Here is a 16692-nt window from a genome sequence, read left to right on the forward strand (position 1 = left end):
TAATTAATAATGAAATAATCGATTGAGTAGCTACAATTCGTTTTAATTATTATGGCGCAATCTGAAAAGCCAATTTTAAATAGAGTAAGAAAACTAAATAATTAATCGATGTCAATACAACCAAATCAATGTACGGTATTTGTCCAAGTATGGGCAGATGTAAATAGTATGAAACAGGGTTCAACCTCTGGATGCTATGCTGTTTGCAATAAAAGTCAGGATTCTACAGGTGAAGGAACAGCAAATTTAAAAACTAACGTTATTAGTGGTAGTAATGTGTGTTGGACTGTTGTGCCTATAGATCCACAATTTAATGGTGATTTTACTATTACTGCTGTTGGAGCAAAATCAGGTTGGGCAACACCTCCAGCTCCAGTTCCAGGTTTATCCAATACGTTTACTGGTAAACTTGAAACAGGTACTGTTGGAGGAACTGTAGACTCTAACATCCAGTTTAGCTACAATGGTGGGTCTGAATCTATAACCGTAACGCTTCCAGTGGTAATCACTCCAGTTGAAGCATAATAAAACTAAATATTATGAGAAATAATAGTACAAATTTTGTTGCAGGAACAGTAATTCCTGCAAGAGTTATAAACGTTGCTGTAGATACCGTGTTTTTATATAGTCAAACATCAGGTCAATATGCAGGAAAAGGAATTTATATGATGGATAATAATGCAGTTGGAGGGAGTTCCGGTCAAGGTGGATTAGAATTAAATTCAAATGTAACTGCAGGTTTTGGTATTGGTTTTAATACTTTTCCTATAGATCTTGCAGGTAGTCAAGGTGACAATGTTGAAATCGTAGGTTTTGAAGTATCATCAGGTGTCAATATTTTTGGAAATTTTGGATACCCTCAAAAGCAAGATGCAATATCTTCTTATCAATGGATTGGAACTGCTATGGTACAGGGTAAATGTACCTATCAATTAAAAATTGGTGTATCCGTTGGAGGAGCTCCAATGAAATATTTCTGGTGGGATCCGTTTTTTAACTGTACTTCATAAGTATTTTATGTATTAAATTATATGTTGTATTCAGGATTTTACTTGATATTCTGAATACGGCATATTTTTGTTTTGTCTTATTAGTTTTAATCAATACTAATTGTACACATAGTTTTTTGTGAAAACTTAGTTTTTAGAATATAGTTTATCCAAAATGTATGTATGTTATACTTAGATTTCAATCTATATTGTGATCAATACTTGTTTTACTATTAGATTCTAAACTTTAAATAGTTGTTTGTACGTATAAATACTTGTTGTTTAAAATCAGGTGTTTACACTCTTTTTAAGTTTTAAATAATATTAGACATTTGTAATGTAATCACAAAAAAATATTTGAATAAGTAGCTACTATCAATTTTTGTTTACTAAGGAGGATTCCGAAAAACCTAAAATAAATAGAGTAGGATTATAGTTAAAAAAAATAATATTATGGCAACTTATTCGTTTAATGATGAAGCAATAGCAAATGCAGTAGATGCAGCAAAAAAAACATATGAAGGTAGTGTCTTAGATGCTAAAAACTCTAGTTTTGATACAAGTCGTGGTGGTTGTATGTTGGTTAGTGCAGAGTGTATTAAAATAACAACAGAAGGACATAGTGTTTGTATCAATTTACCTTTAGGTTTTGGTAAACATTGTTTTACCCTTCCGGTCAGTATACCAAGCGGTTCTGTCGGACAGGCTTGTATTAGTATTTGTACAACTTGGGGAATCCCAACTGGAGTTAAAATTTCTATCGTAATCGCAGGTATTACAGTTATAAGTCAATCATTTGGTAAATGTTAAGATTAATAAAATAGGTAAGGAATACATTTTATTTCTTACCTATTTTTTAATGGATAGATTTTTTTGTTGCATATTATAAATATAAACCAAATAGAAAGGATTATGAGATTACATTATGGCTTGTTATGAATTTTGAATCATAAGTTTAGTGGTTTGATTTTTATATTTAGAAGATGTAAAAAAACATATAAAAAAAAAGCAGAATACCTAAATAATAGATATTCCGCTTTTATTGTTATTAATTTTTAATAATCTTTTAAGTACTATTTTTTTACAAATAAAGAACGTTTTTTAGATGTTGTGCCTGTAATTTTTATAACATAAGTTCCTGATGAAATTTCAGAAATATTTAATTTTAGCAACGTACTATCATCATTGTGACTAATTAATAATTTTCCTTGTAAATCATAAACTTCAACAGATACTAGTCTTTCATTTTTAGAACTAACAAAAATAGTTTCGTTTGAAGCAGGATTAGGAAAAAGCTTAAAATTAGTACCAGAATCATTATTAATTTTAATTGTTTGACTACGTTGGTTGCTACTTATAACATTACAAGTAGGAGCAGAAGAGTCGTTACTAAAATATAATGTAAAATTATTAGATTTTGATACCATAACAAAGTTACCATTATCTGATTTTACCCAGTAATCTCCATCAAAATTAGGAATTAAGCTATTACTAATAGACATTTCGGGATTTTCATTTTTAAACTGAAAGGTAATTTTTGGTTTTAAATTTATATAATAATCAGGAACACCATTATTTGTGTTTATTGAAAATTGATATAACCCATTGTATTGTGAATTCCAATTAATAGTAAATGTTTTCAAATTACTTAAAGAGGGTCCACCAGATCCTAACACAAAAACATTAGAAAACTTTTTATTGTCAAAATCTTCTAAACCATTTTGAGAAGGTGTATTAAAATTACAAGTTTCAGATGGGTTTTGTACTGCTATTACAGTTAATACAAATTCCGTTTCTGCAGACAGCCCTTCATTATCAGTTGCAATAGCTTTAAAGGCATAAGTACCTTCTGTAAGACCATTAAGTTCATCTGTGTTTGGAGATTCAGAATGGCCCCATTTATATGAAGTAGAATTTATTTGTCTAACTAAATTGTTATCTATAAATAGTTTTACATTATCAATAATTCCATCTGCATCAGTAGCATTAACTTCAACTTGTAAATTATAACCTTCAACTAAAGTAATATTGTTAATAGGAGATAGGAAGCTTATTGTAGGTGCTTGATTGGTTTCATCAACAGGGTTACATGGTTCTATATTCCAATCTGGGCAAAATTGATTTACTAGATTTTCTGTACCATCACTTATTGGAAAATCAACAGAATTAGGGTTTCTAATATTATCCCAAACGTGAGTTTGTTCAGGAGAACCTTGTTTTTTGCGAGCAGTTGAAATTTCTGAAGCTCTACTGCCAAGGTTATATGTGTTTTCAAATATTGCATTTCTAAAACCTGTATTAAATCCTGTACCTCTATCTAAAAAGTCTACTCCAGTATTTATAACTTCAGAACCATCAACGTTAAACGTGTTTCTGTATACAAAACCATAGGCTCCTTTTAAATCAATAAAAGCATCTGAGCTATTTACTCCTGAAATTCCTTCTGCAGAAAACACGCAATTTCTTATAATAGTGTTCATTGTACCTTCCTTAACATCTACGCCTTCTGCTGTTACATTAGGTCCAACTGTACAGTTTTCAATAGTGTTATCATTACAAGCTCTTTCATAAGTGTCATGTTGTCCTTTATCTGAGCCTACATATAAACCTTCGCCAAAACCAGGTTTAGTTCTACCTGTATTATATATAATACAACCATCTATACTATTATTGCTAGATCCATCACGCAAGTGTATAGCTTCTTCGCCAATATCATGTACAACAAGGTTTTTTAATTTACTACCATTAGAATTGTCAAGAACAATACCTTTAGACCCTGTTTTAAACTCTATGTCTTCAATGTTCCAATAATCACCTTCAATACTTAAAAGATAGCCATTATTATAATCTAATCCTGAAAAAACAGGAGGGTTTGTAACGCTTTCTCCTCTTAATATAATAGGATCTGTACTGCTTCCATTAGCATTACCATAAAGGTAAGCACTACGGTTAAAGGCACCTTGTATCTTGTTTTGAAAATTGTAGTTTCCAGAGGCAATTATAATTTCATCTCCTGCTTGTGCTGTTTGCATTGCAACTCTAATACATTCTATAGTATTACATTGTGTTGTTGTTGGTTCTGAAGCGGTCTCTGTATCCCAGTTTTGGATGATATTTTTTACAATATCACCAGATGTTGTAAGTTGATTGTTAATTAAACCAGATATACCTTGTCCTGCTTGAACTACTGATCCTGTTTCAGGAAACGCTTTGTCACTCAAAGACCAATTAGCGTGACTTATACCTCTTTCTTTTAAAAAGGCCATCCATGTATTAGTACTTTCTTGGTCAGGTTCACCTTGTCCGGTATTTAAAATTGTACCCCATTCTGTGACAAATAAAGCAACATTATTATCTAATGCAGTCTGTGCTACATTTCTTAAGTTATCATGAGGGTTAAATGCTGCATAAAAATGTAATGTATATGCTACATTATTATCAGATATTGGGTCTGCTGATGCTACATCAACTTGCTGAGAATAATTGCTAGTACCTACAATTATTAAATTATCTGGATCTTTAGAACGTATACCAGCAATTACTTGCTCTGCATAATTTTTAATAACAGGCCAACTTTGGTTTATAGGCTCGTTATAAATTTCATACATTACATTTGGAGTATCTCCGTAAAGATCTGCCATTCTGGTAAAAAAGTCTATAGCCTCATCTGTGTATAATTCTGCTTCGTGAGTGTGCCAGTCTATTATAACATATATGCCATTAGCGATAGCTGCGTCAATAACTTTTCTAATTTTAGTTTCTTGCTCCTGTGGACTATCAATATAGCCATTTCCGCCATCCCAATTTTCTTTTACACCCATTGCTATTCTAATAAGTGAGCTATTCCAGTTTTCTGCTAAAAAATCAACAGTTTCTACATTATAAAAATCGGAGGTGTCTCCAGCATTACTCCAAAAGAGGCTATTGCCAGCTAAGCTTGTAATTTCTCCATACTGATTAAGAATACGATTTCCGTTAACTTGTAATCGACCATGTTTTTCTACAGGAGATCGAGCTACTGAACTTAGAGAGAATAGCATTAAAAACAAAGGTAGATACATTAGTCTTTTAAACATTTGTAGGTTTTTTTTCATGATTTGGTTATTTAATTTGAGGATAATATTTAATGGTTGTACGTTAAAAACTGTTAATTGGGTTTTTTCAATTTTTTACGTTTATGAATTTAATTTTTATATTATTTGATGTGTTTAATCTAATATTATAAAAACGTTATTAAATATTTAAGGGTTTGATTTGTCTTTTTTAGGTAGAGAAATATGATACATATTCTTCACGTTAAAAAAATAAAGTGGTTCAAAAAAATATGAAAGAAAAAGTGTTTTTTTAACAACATAAGCTTAAGTTATCTTCATTTTACTACTTTGTTTAGATAAAAAAACATCAAATAAAACTAAATACATTGAAGGGAATATATTTATACTTTTTCTTTAAGAATTTATTCATTAAGTCTAAGCTACTTCACGCATAGACTTTTTGATAGTATAAAAAATGTAATAATAAATTTTGGTAAAATAACATTTACAACAATTTATATTTAGTAATTATATGTTTTAAAATATTAAAACAAAAAAGAGGTTACCAAAAGCTGACCTCTTTTATTTTAAATAAAAAAATAATAGTCAAACTAAGGTGTGTTTACAAATTCTCTAGTTACATTATCCCATTTTATTTCCGCCTCTCCACCTTTAACACGGTATGCTCCAAAACGGTATTTAGCTTGTAGAGCTTTGCTTGGTTCTGGTACATCCCAATTGTAAGTGCTAGTTCCAATAGTTATGTTGACATAATGATTTAAAAACTCATTAGGAGCAACTCCTTTCAATTCGAAACCTGTTTTTAAGGTGATTTTGGTGCGTACATTTGCCGGTATATTTTTTAAAAATATTAGTTGTCTACCACTTAGCCCTACGCCACCGCGTGTTGTAATTTCTTCTCTATATATATCAAAGGAAGATTGGGTATTGCCAGTAAATCTTGGTACAGCTCTTAATAAACAGATAGCTGGATCTTTGCTACCTCCACCTCCAAAATGTTTACCTTTGGCTTGAATAATGTAAGTTCCAGACTGATTCTTTACAGAAGTTGTACTAATATTTTGGCCAGCTACATGTCCTGCTCTATTTATTGTGATATAACCACTAAATGATACGTAATTTCCATTTTTAACATTTGAAACCACTGGTGAGGCACGTTCTATTCTTGGTTGAAGATCATCCATATGGTTAGAATTAGCTTTAATTTTATAAACACCTTTGATGATACCATTCTCTGTTAATTGCGTGTAATTATAAGTACAAGTTCTATCATCAATTTTTGTGTTAATAGAACTATTTACATCACCAGTAAATGTATATTCTCGCGTTGTGTTTGTTCCTGCTGTCGTACACACAGAATTTGAGGTTGCTACTTTAGTATTTAACATAGAACTATCTACAAGTTCTTTATCATCTACTATTGAGTTTAGTTCCGCTTCTATTTCCAAAGTGTCAGTACAAGATAATACTGCACCAGAAAGTGCGATGATGCTAAGAGTGATTACTCTTATTGATTTAAATTGGTTGTTCATAATTTTTGTATTTGGGTTATGGTTTAATATACAAATTTCTAAAATTATAATTGTTTGTTTTTTTTAATTGACTACTGCCATTAAAACGTTAGAAAGTCATGAAGCTTGAAGTGTTTTTTTATTTATGATGATTTTTTTAATGATCTACAAACGGATGTGAATTGTTTAATTACATTGGACTAATACTAATGATCCGTCAAAGTAGGAGTAGGGGAAAATGACGTTCACGAATTAGTGAAATAGGGAATCAAAAACTTAGAAAGTTGTTATTTATAAACAGTTTTAATACCTGTAAATACAAGAAGTATTACAAAGCAATACAAGGACGATGAATAGCTAAAGTAAATAGCAAAAAAAATAGCATTAATAACTGTTTGTAATACATTATTAAAACAGGCTTTTGCTATTAAAAAAATCAGGACTAATTTATAATAATAATTTCAGGAGTTCTTTAGTAAAAAAACACTTTTTTTTTACTAAAGAACTTTATTATGTATTGGTTTTTTACCTGTTTAATTTCGTTTTTACTATTTTTTCATTTCACTTTACTTAAATTCAAACCAACTTTATCTAAATTCAGAATGGTCTATTTTATGCTTAAAATTCTGAAATGGTTTTTTGTTTACTAATACATTTTCCAATTCTGACTTTAGATTTTGGTCAGATAATTGTTCAATAAAAAGTTCCATAATTTTAAATGACTCAAAGCTTTCTAAAGTCTCAATTTTTATAAAATCCGTTTTATATTTTTCGACTTTTTCTAAACTGTCACTAAAAGCTTCTTTAAAGTCGTCTTTGTCTATAAACTGTGACAAACTTGGAATGGGAATTATTTCGAGAGTTTTAGAGTTTTAATATTAGTCAAATCCACAATCTAATTCCTGTGCTATTTCTATAACTATATTTTGTATTGTTGTTTCCATTTTTAATCAATGTAAGTTATTTTTTTCAAACCATTTAGTTGAGATTTTTTTTTCTTTTGGGTCAACAACTGTGATTTTAGTTTTCTTAAATTTCTGAATTTTAGGATTATAAAATTTGAAATGTTTAGTGTCTTTAAAAATTAATGTTTGCCAATGTTCTGAATGTATAGGTTTGTTTTCGAAACCTTATTGATACTTACTATAATCCAAATTGCGTTTAAATGATTTTTTATTTTTTTTTCGTGCAATTCAATTTTCCTTATAAAAATAGGTTTATTTCCAACATTAGTCAAAGTCAATACGCATTTAAAAGTATCTTTTTCTTTACTTTTATAACATTGAATTAGTAATTTCTTTTTCTCACTCTTGATTTTGTTAAATATATTCCATCCTAAACTTACAAGTGAAATAGTTAGGGCTATTATTTAAATTAAAAGTTTGTAATTCATTTATTTTGTCTTTCTAAGATTCCGTTTACACGTTTTGTTATTGTATTATTTATGATTCTTACGGAAGTATTTTAGCTAAAAAAATTATTTTTATATCACAGTATTTTATTTTAAGCAGTTTTATTCACATTCGTACAATATTCTTCTTCCAATATTTTCCGAATTTTTCATTAATATTAATTTTTCAGATATAAAAACTTGTTCAATTTCTAAAGTGTCTTTGGAATCTATTATTTCAGTTTGATTTTTTGAGACTTGAACATTAAATATTTCTAAATTTTCGTATTCTTTAAATTTCTTATCCGAATTCAGTTCGTTCAATGAATATGCTAATGGACCTTCGGATAAATATTTCAAGAATTCTTTTAGGTTTCCATTGTCGTCTATCAGATATTTCTTTTCTATGTCAAATTCATAAATTCCAATTAAGAATGAGCAATCATTTTTTTTTCATTTCTAAAAACGGAACACTTTTTTTAGAACAGTTCATATTATTCGGACTAATTTTTTCGTCTAAAACTCTAAATTTCGTGATGATTTTAATGGACTTTGGTAATTCGTTTTTATGTTCTTTACAACTTTGGTTTAGAAACAAAATTAGTATTAATGATAGGATTTTATTCATTGGTTTTCGGTTTCTCAAATTGCTTACAACTGTTTATATAACAAACAATATAGTTGTTTGTTTTGTTAATTTTTGATGTAAGTTATTTTTTTATATCGATAAATTAAAATACTTAATTACTTTAAATTCAAGTGATTTATATTACTTGTTTTTTTATAGTAAAAAGGGAGTTACAATCTTTTTGTTTATAATTCTATTTATGTTTTACTTTGTTTCCATATGAAGTATTTATTTTTTGTTACTATTATCTGGGCTTTTTCGTTTAGTTTAATTGGTGTATATCTTTCGGGACATGTGGATGCATGGTTTTCTGTATTGGTACGTATAGGTATTGCTACAATGCTATTTTTACCTTTTTTAAAACTGAAAGGCATCAAAACAGAAACAATTATCAAGCTAATTGGTATTGGGTCTGTTCAATTAGGTTTAATGTATTGTTTTTACTTTCAGTCGTTTAATTTTCTTACTGTTCCAGAAGTGTTATTGTTTAGTGTATTAACACCAATTTACATTACTTTATTAAATGATATTTTAATTAAACGGTTTAATAAAGTACATCTTTTTACTGCATTATTAGCTGTTTTAGGAGCTGCTTATATACAATACTCAAGTATAAGTGAACATGTTTTTTTAGGCTTTTTAATTACTCAAGGCGCTAATCTTTGTTTTGCTATTGGTCAAGTAACTTACAAGTATTTACTTAAATCTACACCAGAATTACAAACCAAACCGAAGCATACCATTTTTGGCTTGTTTTTTATTGGTGCATTTTTAGTAGCTTTTATTGCGTTTTTTATTTTTGGTTCAGCCCAAAAGTTACCAACTACAGCTTTGCAATGGGCAATTTTAATATATCTAGGCGCTGTTGCGTCTGGTTTGGGTTATTATTTTTGGAATAAAGGTGTTGTTAAAGTAAATACAGGGTCTTTAGCAATTATGAATAATGCATTAATTCCGTTGGGTTTAATTGTCAACCTTGTTATATGGAATAAAGAGGCCAATGTTGTTAAAATTATAATTGGAGGAAGTCTTATTTTTGCTTCTCTTGTATTAAATGAGTATTTAACAAAAGCTACAAAGTAGTGATTTTTTCTTTTTAATTTAACTTTTTTAAATCTGTCAAATTAGTTGTTCTTGTACTTGTGTAATACGTCTAAAGGGATGTGACAATAACTATAATCTTCTGGATGCAAGGTTAATCTATCTTGGTGTTCTGTATCACTTGGAATAAAATTAGTTAACGGAAGCACCTCAATAACAATTGTTTTTTGTGTTTTAATTTCCTTATTTAGTTTGTCTTCAATTGTTTTAATGTGTTTTTTTGCTTTTAATAGGTGTGCTTTATTATTACTGTAGATACCTGTTCTATATTTTTGACCTATATCGTTTCCTTGTTTATTAATACTATAAGGATCAATGATTTCTAATAAATAAGTTATTAAATCTTCAACTGAAACGATATTACTATCAAAAGTAGTTTTTACGCATTCTGCAAAACCATCATAATCTGTTTTAGTAGATTTAGTTGTGCCATTTGCTCTACCTGCTTGAGTATTAATAATTCCAGGAATGTGTTTTAAAAACTCTTGAACTCCCCAAAGACAACCACCTGCAAGGTATATAATTTGTTTTGATAACATATAAATAATTATTTTACGCTTTTAAAAATCTTTTCAAAAGCATCATAAACTGCTTGATGCAAAGCATCTCCATGGTTTTTATCTTCAAAAAAATTATAGTATAATTTTGTGTTTTCCTTTTTGCTAAGAGATATTTTTTCAAATAACTGTTTTGCTGTACGTTCCATAATCAGTTTCGCTAAGTTTTTCAGGTAAGCTTTGTCCTAAACAAAAAATACTTAATACTAATGCATTAGTAAGGGTTTAAGTTGTCTCATATCTTTTGGTATAAAAGATTAAGTTATGGTTTTTTCTGATAATTGTAAATAATTGTTTTTTCCAAAGGTTAAATAGTATAATGGATATAAAAATACTATTGCAGCTAAAACTGCAAATATCATATTTTTAGTAAACAAAAGTAATCCAGCTAGCAACATGAAAGCAGCTTTAAACAAGGTTTCATGTTTAAAACTGTTAAGTGTTACAATAGTTGTTTTTTGATCTGTTACATTTACTTTTAATGGTTGACTACTGCACCAAGCTGCTTTTGCATATATTTGATGTTGACCATTGCTAACATTAAATGTTTTACTTTGTTTATTTATTGTGACTGAGGCTACTACATTGTCAATAAATATTTTAGCTCCTGTTGTGCTGTTTATTTTTATCGTGCCCATCTATGTAATTGTAAATAGTTATTTTGATTTATGCTTAAATATTCACTTAATAGTGATTAAGTGATTAAAAGTAGAGTAATAAATTTAGTATATAAAATGATACCTATAAAAAAACTACCTAAATCAGGTAGTTTTTTTGATAATGATATTTAATTTATGATTTGTTTTTATCTGTGATATTTTTACGGCTTTCGGCTATTTCTAAATTAAATTTCCATTTTTTATTATAGTCAACTTCCATTCTTTTTTTAGCATATTCAATAGCTTTTTCGTAATCACCTATAGCATAATATGCACCAGATAAGTTAGATAATAAAGCCCAGTAGATTTTTTTTTCTTTTTTATCTTCTTTGTTTTTAATTTTAGCAATTTCGGTATTAAATTTTTCAATACTTTCATTAACTAATTTGTGTAATTCTTGATTATAGCTATCAGAGTAATCTACCTTGTTTAAAGCTACTAATTTGTCAACTTGAGTATTATTATCAATACCATATTTTTCTTCTTTTTTAATTCGAAAAAGATTTACTCTTTTAGACTCGTAATAACTAGAAAATAAAGCTTTTAAAGATTTTGATATGTCTTGGATTATATATCCTGCTTCTGATACATTTTTTGAGGTTCTATAATCTCGAGCATTATTTTGATATTGGTTTTTAATTAATGTTGTTGCTAAAGTTTTATTAGGTATACCACTATTTTTATAAACACCTATACTTTCAGATTTAGTTTTTCTAGAATACTTTTTTGTAAAAATGATACTATCGTTTAGATCTTTTACTGTTACCTCGACTTCAGATTTTATTTCAATTATACCAGTGTAAGTGTTTTTAGCATCTTTACCGTAAGCTTTTTTTTCGGTAGCACTTACAATGTGCTTTAGGCCTAGATTATTAAATTTAATAATAAAGTCAGGATTATCAGATTTTGTATAACCTGGTAATTCAAAATATGATTTAATTAAACTTCCTAATTTAGGATTATTAAATGATGTTAGCTTTTGTTTACCATTATCATTTAGTTTTATGTTTTCATTGTTTTCTTCAATTTCAATACTAAAGTTTTTATAATCTACAGGTAAATTAATTTCAGGATAGTGAAGCTCTTGTATATACCATCCTTCATTTTTTGCGTTTTGTGCTAAACAGAAATTAACAGTAAGTATTGCTAGAGCTAATAAATTTTTTTTCATTATAATATTTGATTTGGTTGATTTTTAAATGTTTAATACATTTTAAATAAATTATACTACGTATTATTAATTTTGTCCGAAAATACTGTAATATTTTGATTTAATCAAAGGTATAATTAATCAATAAATTTTAGCTTAATACTTTACAAATACTGTTTGACTTTTATAGCTAGGTAACCCATATAAAAATTTTATTATTTGATTTTTAGGATGTACTCCAGAATGATAAAATTATTGAACTATATTTTTTAGACGTTAGTAATTTTCTTTTTTTAGAATAATTTTAGTAACGTTTTCACTCTCTCTATCAATTAGTTTTTCGTTTTGGTCATAAAGGATAAATGCCTCATCATTGGCATAAGCCAGCATGCCTTTACCTGTATAATACATTTCTAGAAAACGATCAAATGTTTTATCTGATAATAGTTGACTTGTTTTAGCCGACAGTAGTTTATAACTTCTATTATCAGTAGCTAACTCTGCTGCTATTACAGAAGGATATAAAAACTCTAAACTATCATATGGTAATTTTGTAACTGTAGCTTTATCTTGATTTATAAAATAGTATTCTCTATCCTTGACTTTGTCTGTGTCAGTAAAAAAATAAGTGTCTGAATGGCTATCTGTTTTTGATGAATATAAAAAGTAAATGGGAGATGGTATTGTGTCGATTATTTGTCCATTTTTGTCTATAAACAGTGTTTGATCCTCTAGCTCATGAATATAAATGTTTTTTACAGGAGATATATTTTTTAATGTCGTAACAAAAGTAATTGTATCCCTTGTGTTTTCTAGATAAAGTGTTAAAGCGTCAATATTACCTTCTACGGTAGTTTTTACTTTTTTAGTTTTAGCATACTCTGCATTTAAGCGTTTAATTGCTAGGTATTTTAATATCAAATAGGCTTCTTTTTTTGAGTCTACATTTTTTATGTATTTCTCAATGATTTTACTGTTATATAGTCTTTCATTATAGTCTTCTTCAGGTGTTTCAATCGAGCAATTACTAATACTATATTTATTGTCTAGTACATCACCATTGTTATTAAAATATTTTACTTTTAAAATGGATCCTTTGTGATAAGGGTAGTAGTCATTTGGTGTTTCATACTCCAAATAGTTTTTTTCCATTTTAAGAAGTTTAAAACCTTCTTTTTGTACACCAATTTCGTTTTTATTAAATTGAATTGAATCTATTTTTGAAACATACTTAATTTTAAATTCTAATGTTAAGCTATCAACATGCTTCATTGCTTTAACAGGTATAGAGTTTAACGGAAACGAATAAGACTCAATTGGTGTTGGTACACTATCCTTTGTACCATCATGGTAATAGGTAGCTAAGATTTTTAAATCTTTTTCAGAGTCAAAATTTAAATAATAAAAAGGCTGAATGCTTTGCTGATTTCCAAACTTAAAAACAGTAGCACCATTATTTCTAACTACCGTTTTTAAAGAAGCTCTATTATTTTTGAAAATTTGATTGAAAAACACACCATTCTGTACTGTGTCTCTGTATTTTAAGTGGTTATCGTTTACAAGTTCTAAATAGGTGTTTTTATCTTCAAGATATTCTTCCTCTTCTTTTGTATAGGTTTTAGTTATTTCTTTAAAAGCTTCGTTTTCTTGTTCTCTGTAAAATCTAAGCTGTTCAATAATAGTGTTTTTATCATCTAAGAAATAATTTAAATTTTTAATACTATTTTTTTTTACGACTTCTAAATTAGTAGTGTCAAGATACTTTTTAATGCTAGTGTCTATTTTTTCTATTTCATATTTGTCAACACAACGTTTTTCTTCTACATCAACCATAGACTGAGTAATAACTTCTAACACTTCAGATTCATTACTCTGCGATGTGCATGAGGATACAATAAGCAGTATTACAAAAATTAATTTAGGTTTTATCATTTAATTTTTTTAAAGTTATTAAGTGTTAAGTATAATTAAATAGCATTATTAATTTCAATCCAATAACCATCAGGATCCTGAAAGTAAATTTGTTGGACACCATCATCACGTATATAGTCTTTTTTTGGTGTGTTTTTCCAATCTGAAAACGGAATACCAAGCGCTTGCAGATGTTTTAAAATAGTATCAAAATCTGTTGTAGCCAAAGCAAAATGAACCGCTTTGTTAGTGATGACTTCTAATTCTGGTCTTGGTATTAAATGTATCTGCTTAGTATCTGTTAATACTAACCATCTGGTTTTAGAGGTTGATGCTGTGTTTTTAACTTCACTAAGTTGTAATACTTTTTTATAAAACATTACAGATTTATCAACGTCTTTAACAGATATAGCAATGTGATTTAAAGATAAGTTAAACATGATTTTTTTAGATAAATTATTAGTCTAATAAAAACGTTTTTAAGTCGTCATACGTACTAATTTTAGTCGCTACTTTTGTTTTATCCATTACAGCTTCAATTTGAACAGGTAATGGTTGTTTTTGTTTGATAACTTCTTCTACAACATCTAAAAATTTTGTTGGATGCGCAGTTTCTAAAAATACGCAATGCGCATTTGGAAGCTCTTTTAAATACGCTTTACATCCTAAATAACCAACAGCACCATGAGGATCTGCAACGTAGTTATATTGATCATGAATTTCTTTTAATGCGTCCTTAGTTTGGTTGTCAGTAAAACTATAAGACGATAAATTATCTTTTAGCGTACTAAAATTGCTTTTATAGATTTCTTGAATACGAATAAAATTACTAGGATTACCAACATCCATAGCATTACTAATAGTTTGCACAGATGGTTTTGGAGTATATTCCTCGGTTTTAAGGTAATTAGTTACCACATTATTTTGATTATTTGATGCAATAAAGTGTTTAATTGGCAAACCTAATTGTTGTGCCATCATACCAGCACACACGTTTCCAAAGTTTCCGCTTGGTACAGAAAATACAATCTCTTTTTTTGTTTTATGTAATTGTTTGTAAGCAAACATAAAATAGAGTAGTTGTGGTAACCAACGCGCAACGTTAATAGAGTTGGCAGAGGTTAGTTGCATTTTACTAGTCAAATCTGTGTCTAAAAAAGCACGTTTGACCATATCTTGACAATCGTCAAAAACACCATCTACTTCTAAAGCTTTTATGTTTTGACCTAATGTAGTTAATTGTTTTTCTTGTATATCACTAACTTTTCCTGAAGGATATAATATTACAACATTTACACCTTTTACACCTAAAAACCCATTAGCAACAGCTCCTCCTGTATCACCAGAAGTGGCTACTAAAACAGTAACTTCATTGGTGTTATCTTGGTTAAAATAGCCTAAACAACGTGCCATAAAACGTGCTCCAACGTCTTTAAAAGCCATAGTTGGACCATGAAACAATTCTAAGGTAGAAATATTATCGTTGAGTTGTATAACAGGAAAATCAAAAGTCAAAGTTTCTGCAATAATAGTTTTTAAAACGTGTTTTGGAATATCTGGTGAAACAAATTGTTGCAAGGCTTCAAAAGCAATTTCATTATAACTTAAAGCATCAATATTTTCAAAAAATGAAGCAGGTAATGGTGTAATATTTTTAGGAAAATATAAACCTTTATCTGGAGCCAATCCTTTTATTACAGCATCCTTAAACGTTGTGTTAGGTGCTTTTTTATTAAGACTATAATATTTCATTTTTTGTGATGTTTAGTTAGTTTGTATTTCTTAAATTAATAGTTAGGTTTTAACTAATAATTTTCATCCCTTGAGTATTAATTTTGGACACATAAGTATTAAATGCAATAGTTGTATTGGTAAACACTTGTGTCATTGCTTTTGCAACAGTTTCAGCAGTAGTTTTACTTTTTGATAGTGCAAATATTGAAGGTCCAGAACCCGAAATTCCAGCACCTAAAGCACCTGCTTTTAAGACTTCGGTTTTAACCAAATCAAAATGAGGGATTAATTGGCTTCTATAAGGCTCAACAACCACATCATTTAAAGACAGGCTAATTAAATTATAATCATTGGTGTGTAATGCGTGTACCAAGCTTCCAACATTTGACCATTGTGTAATGGCATTTTGTAACGGAATGTCTTGTGGTAAAATAGCACGAGCTTCAGAGGTTTTAACTTCAATTTGTGGATGTATTATTGTAACGTACAAATCCTTAGGTGTTGGCAATTGCAATACTTGTAAAGGCGATGTGCTTTTTACCAAAGTAAAACCACCAAAAAGTGCAGGAGCAATGTTGTCTGCATGTTCACAACCACTAGCTACTGCTTCGCCTTTCATTGCAAAACCTGTTAATTGTGTAGCGTTGTAAGGGTTGCCTAATAAATGGTTTATAGCAAAAACACTTCCTGCAGCACTTGCAGAACTACTTCCAATTCCGCTTCCTGGTTTTATGTTTTTATAAATTTCAATTTCAAAACCACAATCAGGTTTAGCATCATTATATAAGGCTAAAGCCGAAACACTTGCTACATTTTTATCGGTTTCAAAAGGAAGATCTGCACCAACTATTTTGGTGATTTTTATCCCTTTTTCATTAGTCTTTCTTATTACCATTTCATCACCAATGGTATCTAGGCAAAAACCTAACACATCAAATCCACACGAAACATTGGCTACCGTTGCTGGTGAGAATATTTTAATTTCGTTCATTTAAAACTATATTTTG

15 protein-coding genes are annotated in these 16692 nt (G+C 28.9%); 4 read left to right on the plus strand and 11 right to left on the minus strand.

Features of this window, described 5'->3' with window-relative positions:
- Positions 1 to 108: 108 nt before the first annotated feature.
- The 3 genes from ITB9_RS01115 (at position 109) to ITB9_RS01125 (ending at position 1799) form a co-directional block, all read left to right on the plus strand.
- Entirely contained in the window at positions 109 to 525 is a 417-nt protein-coding gene (locus ITB9_RS01115) for a hypothetical protein (RefSeq protein WP_028290368.1), read from the plus strand.
- Between the two features lie 14 nt (positions 526 to 539).
- Positions 540 to 1010 (plus strand): hypothetical protein, encoded by a 471-nt coding sequence (locus tag ITB9_RS01120; protein ID WP_051419235.1) that lies wholly within the window; start codon positions 540 to 542, stop codon positions 1008 to 1010.
- Between the two features lie 432 nt (positions 1011 to 1442).
- Positions 1443 to 1799: a hypothetical protein gene (locus tag ITB9_RS01125; protein WP_028290369.1), complete on the plus strand. Its 357-nt coding sequence runs from the start codon at positions 1443 to 1445 to the stop codon at positions 1797 to 1799.
- A 263-nt stretch (positions 1800 to 2062) separates the two neighbouring features.
- On the opposite strand, the gene ITB9_RS01130 is transcribed toward ITB9_RS01125, so the two are convergent.
- From ITB9_RS01130 to ITB9_RS01140, 3 genes are all read right to left on the minus strand, one after another.
- Positions 2063 to 5083, minus strand: coding sequence for a cellulase family glycosylhydrolase (locus ITB9_RS01130; RefSeq protein ID WP_082395983.1), 3021 nt, complete (start codon positions 5081 to 5083; stop codon positions 2063 to 2065).
- 551 nt (positions 5084 to 5634) lie between these two features.
- Positions 5635 to 6576 (minus strand): hypothetical protein, encoded by a 942-nt coding sequence (locus ITB9_RS01135; RefSeq protein WP_054850787.1) that lies wholly within the window; start codon positions 6574 to 6576, stop codon positions 5635 to 5637.
- A 566-nt stretch (positions 6577 to 7142) separates the two neighbouring features.
- Positions 7143 to 7391, minus strand: coding sequence for a UPF0158 family protein (locus tag ITB9_RS01140; protein ID WP_261975530.1), 249 nt, complete (start codon positions 7389 to 7391; stop codon positions 7143 to 7145).
- Between the two features lie 1401 nt (positions 7392 to 8792).
- On the opposite strand from ITB9_RS01140, the gene ITB9_RS01155 reads away from it, so the two are divergent.
- Positions 8793 to 9656 (plus strand): EamA family transporter, encoded by an 864-nt coding sequence (locus tag ITB9_RS01155; protein WP_028290375.1) that lies wholly within the window; start codon positions 8793 to 8795, stop codon positions 9654 to 9656.
- Between the two features lie 41 nt (positions 9657 to 9697).
- Here the strand turns inward: ITB9_RS01155 and ITB9_RS01160 are convergent, their stop codons facing one another.
- From ITB9_RS01160 to ITB9_RS01190, 8 genes are all read right to left on the minus strand, one after another.
- Positions 9698 to 10213, minus strand: a complete 516-nt coding sequence (locus ITB9_RS01160; protein WP_054850790.1) for a peptide-methionine (S)-S-oxide reductase — start codon at positions 10211 to 10213, stop codon at positions 9698 to 9700.
- 8 nt (positions 10214 to 10221) lie between these two features.
- The gene (locus ITB9_RS15510; protein WP_157260497.1) at positions 10222 to 10380 is read right to left on the minus strand and encodes a hypothetical protein; all 159 of its coding nucleotides are present in this window, start codon (positions 10378 to 10380) and stop codon (positions 10222 to 10224) included.
- 108 nt (positions 10381 to 10488) lie between these two features.
- Entirely contained in the window at positions 10489 to 10869 is a 381-nt protein-coding gene (locus ITB9_RS01165) for a hypothetical protein (RefSeq protein WP_054850791.1), read from the minus strand.
- Between the two features lie 154 nt (positions 10870 to 11023).
- Entirely contained in the window at positions 11024 to 12061 is a 1038-nt protein-coding gene (locus ITB9_RS01170) for a hypothetical protein (protein ID WP_054850792.1), read from the minus strand.
- A gap of 255 nt (positions 12062 to 12316) precedes the next feature.
- Positions 12317 to 13972, minus strand: coding sequence for a hypothetical protein (locus ITB9_RS01175; RefSeq protein ID WP_054850793.1), 1656 nt, complete (start codon positions 13970 to 13972; stop codon positions 12317 to 12319).
- A 35-nt stretch (positions 13973 to 14007) separates the two neighbouring features.
- On the minus strand, positions 14008 to 14391 hold the full coding sequence (locus ITB9_RS01180) for a VOC family protein (RefSeq protein ID WP_028608112.1): 384 nt from the start codon (positions 14389 to 14391) through the stop codon (positions 14008 to 14010).
- A gap of 19 nt (positions 14392 to 14410) precedes the next feature.
- The gene (gene thrC, locus ITB9_RS01185; RefSeq protein WP_054850794.1) at positions 14411 to 15703 is read right to left on the minus strand and encodes a threonine synthase; all 1293 of its coding nucleotides are present in this window, start codon (positions 15701 to 15703) and stop codon (positions 14411 to 14413) included.
- Between the two features lie 49 nt (positions 15704 to 15752).
- The gene (locus ITB9_RS01190) at positions 15753 to 16676 is read right to left on the minus strand and encodes a homoserine kinase (protein WP_054850795.1); all 924 of its coding nucleotides are present in this window, start codon (positions 16674 to 16676) and stop codon (positions 15753 to 15755) included.
- Between the last annotated feature and the right edge of the window lie 16 nt (positions 16677 to 16692).

Origin of the sequence: Olleya sp. ITB9, assembly GCF_001315805.1 — a bacterium.
In the GTDB taxonomy this organism is placed as follows: domain Bacteria; phylum Bacteroidota; class Bacteroidia; order Flavobacteriales; family Flavobacteriaceae; genus Olleya; species Olleya sediminilitoris.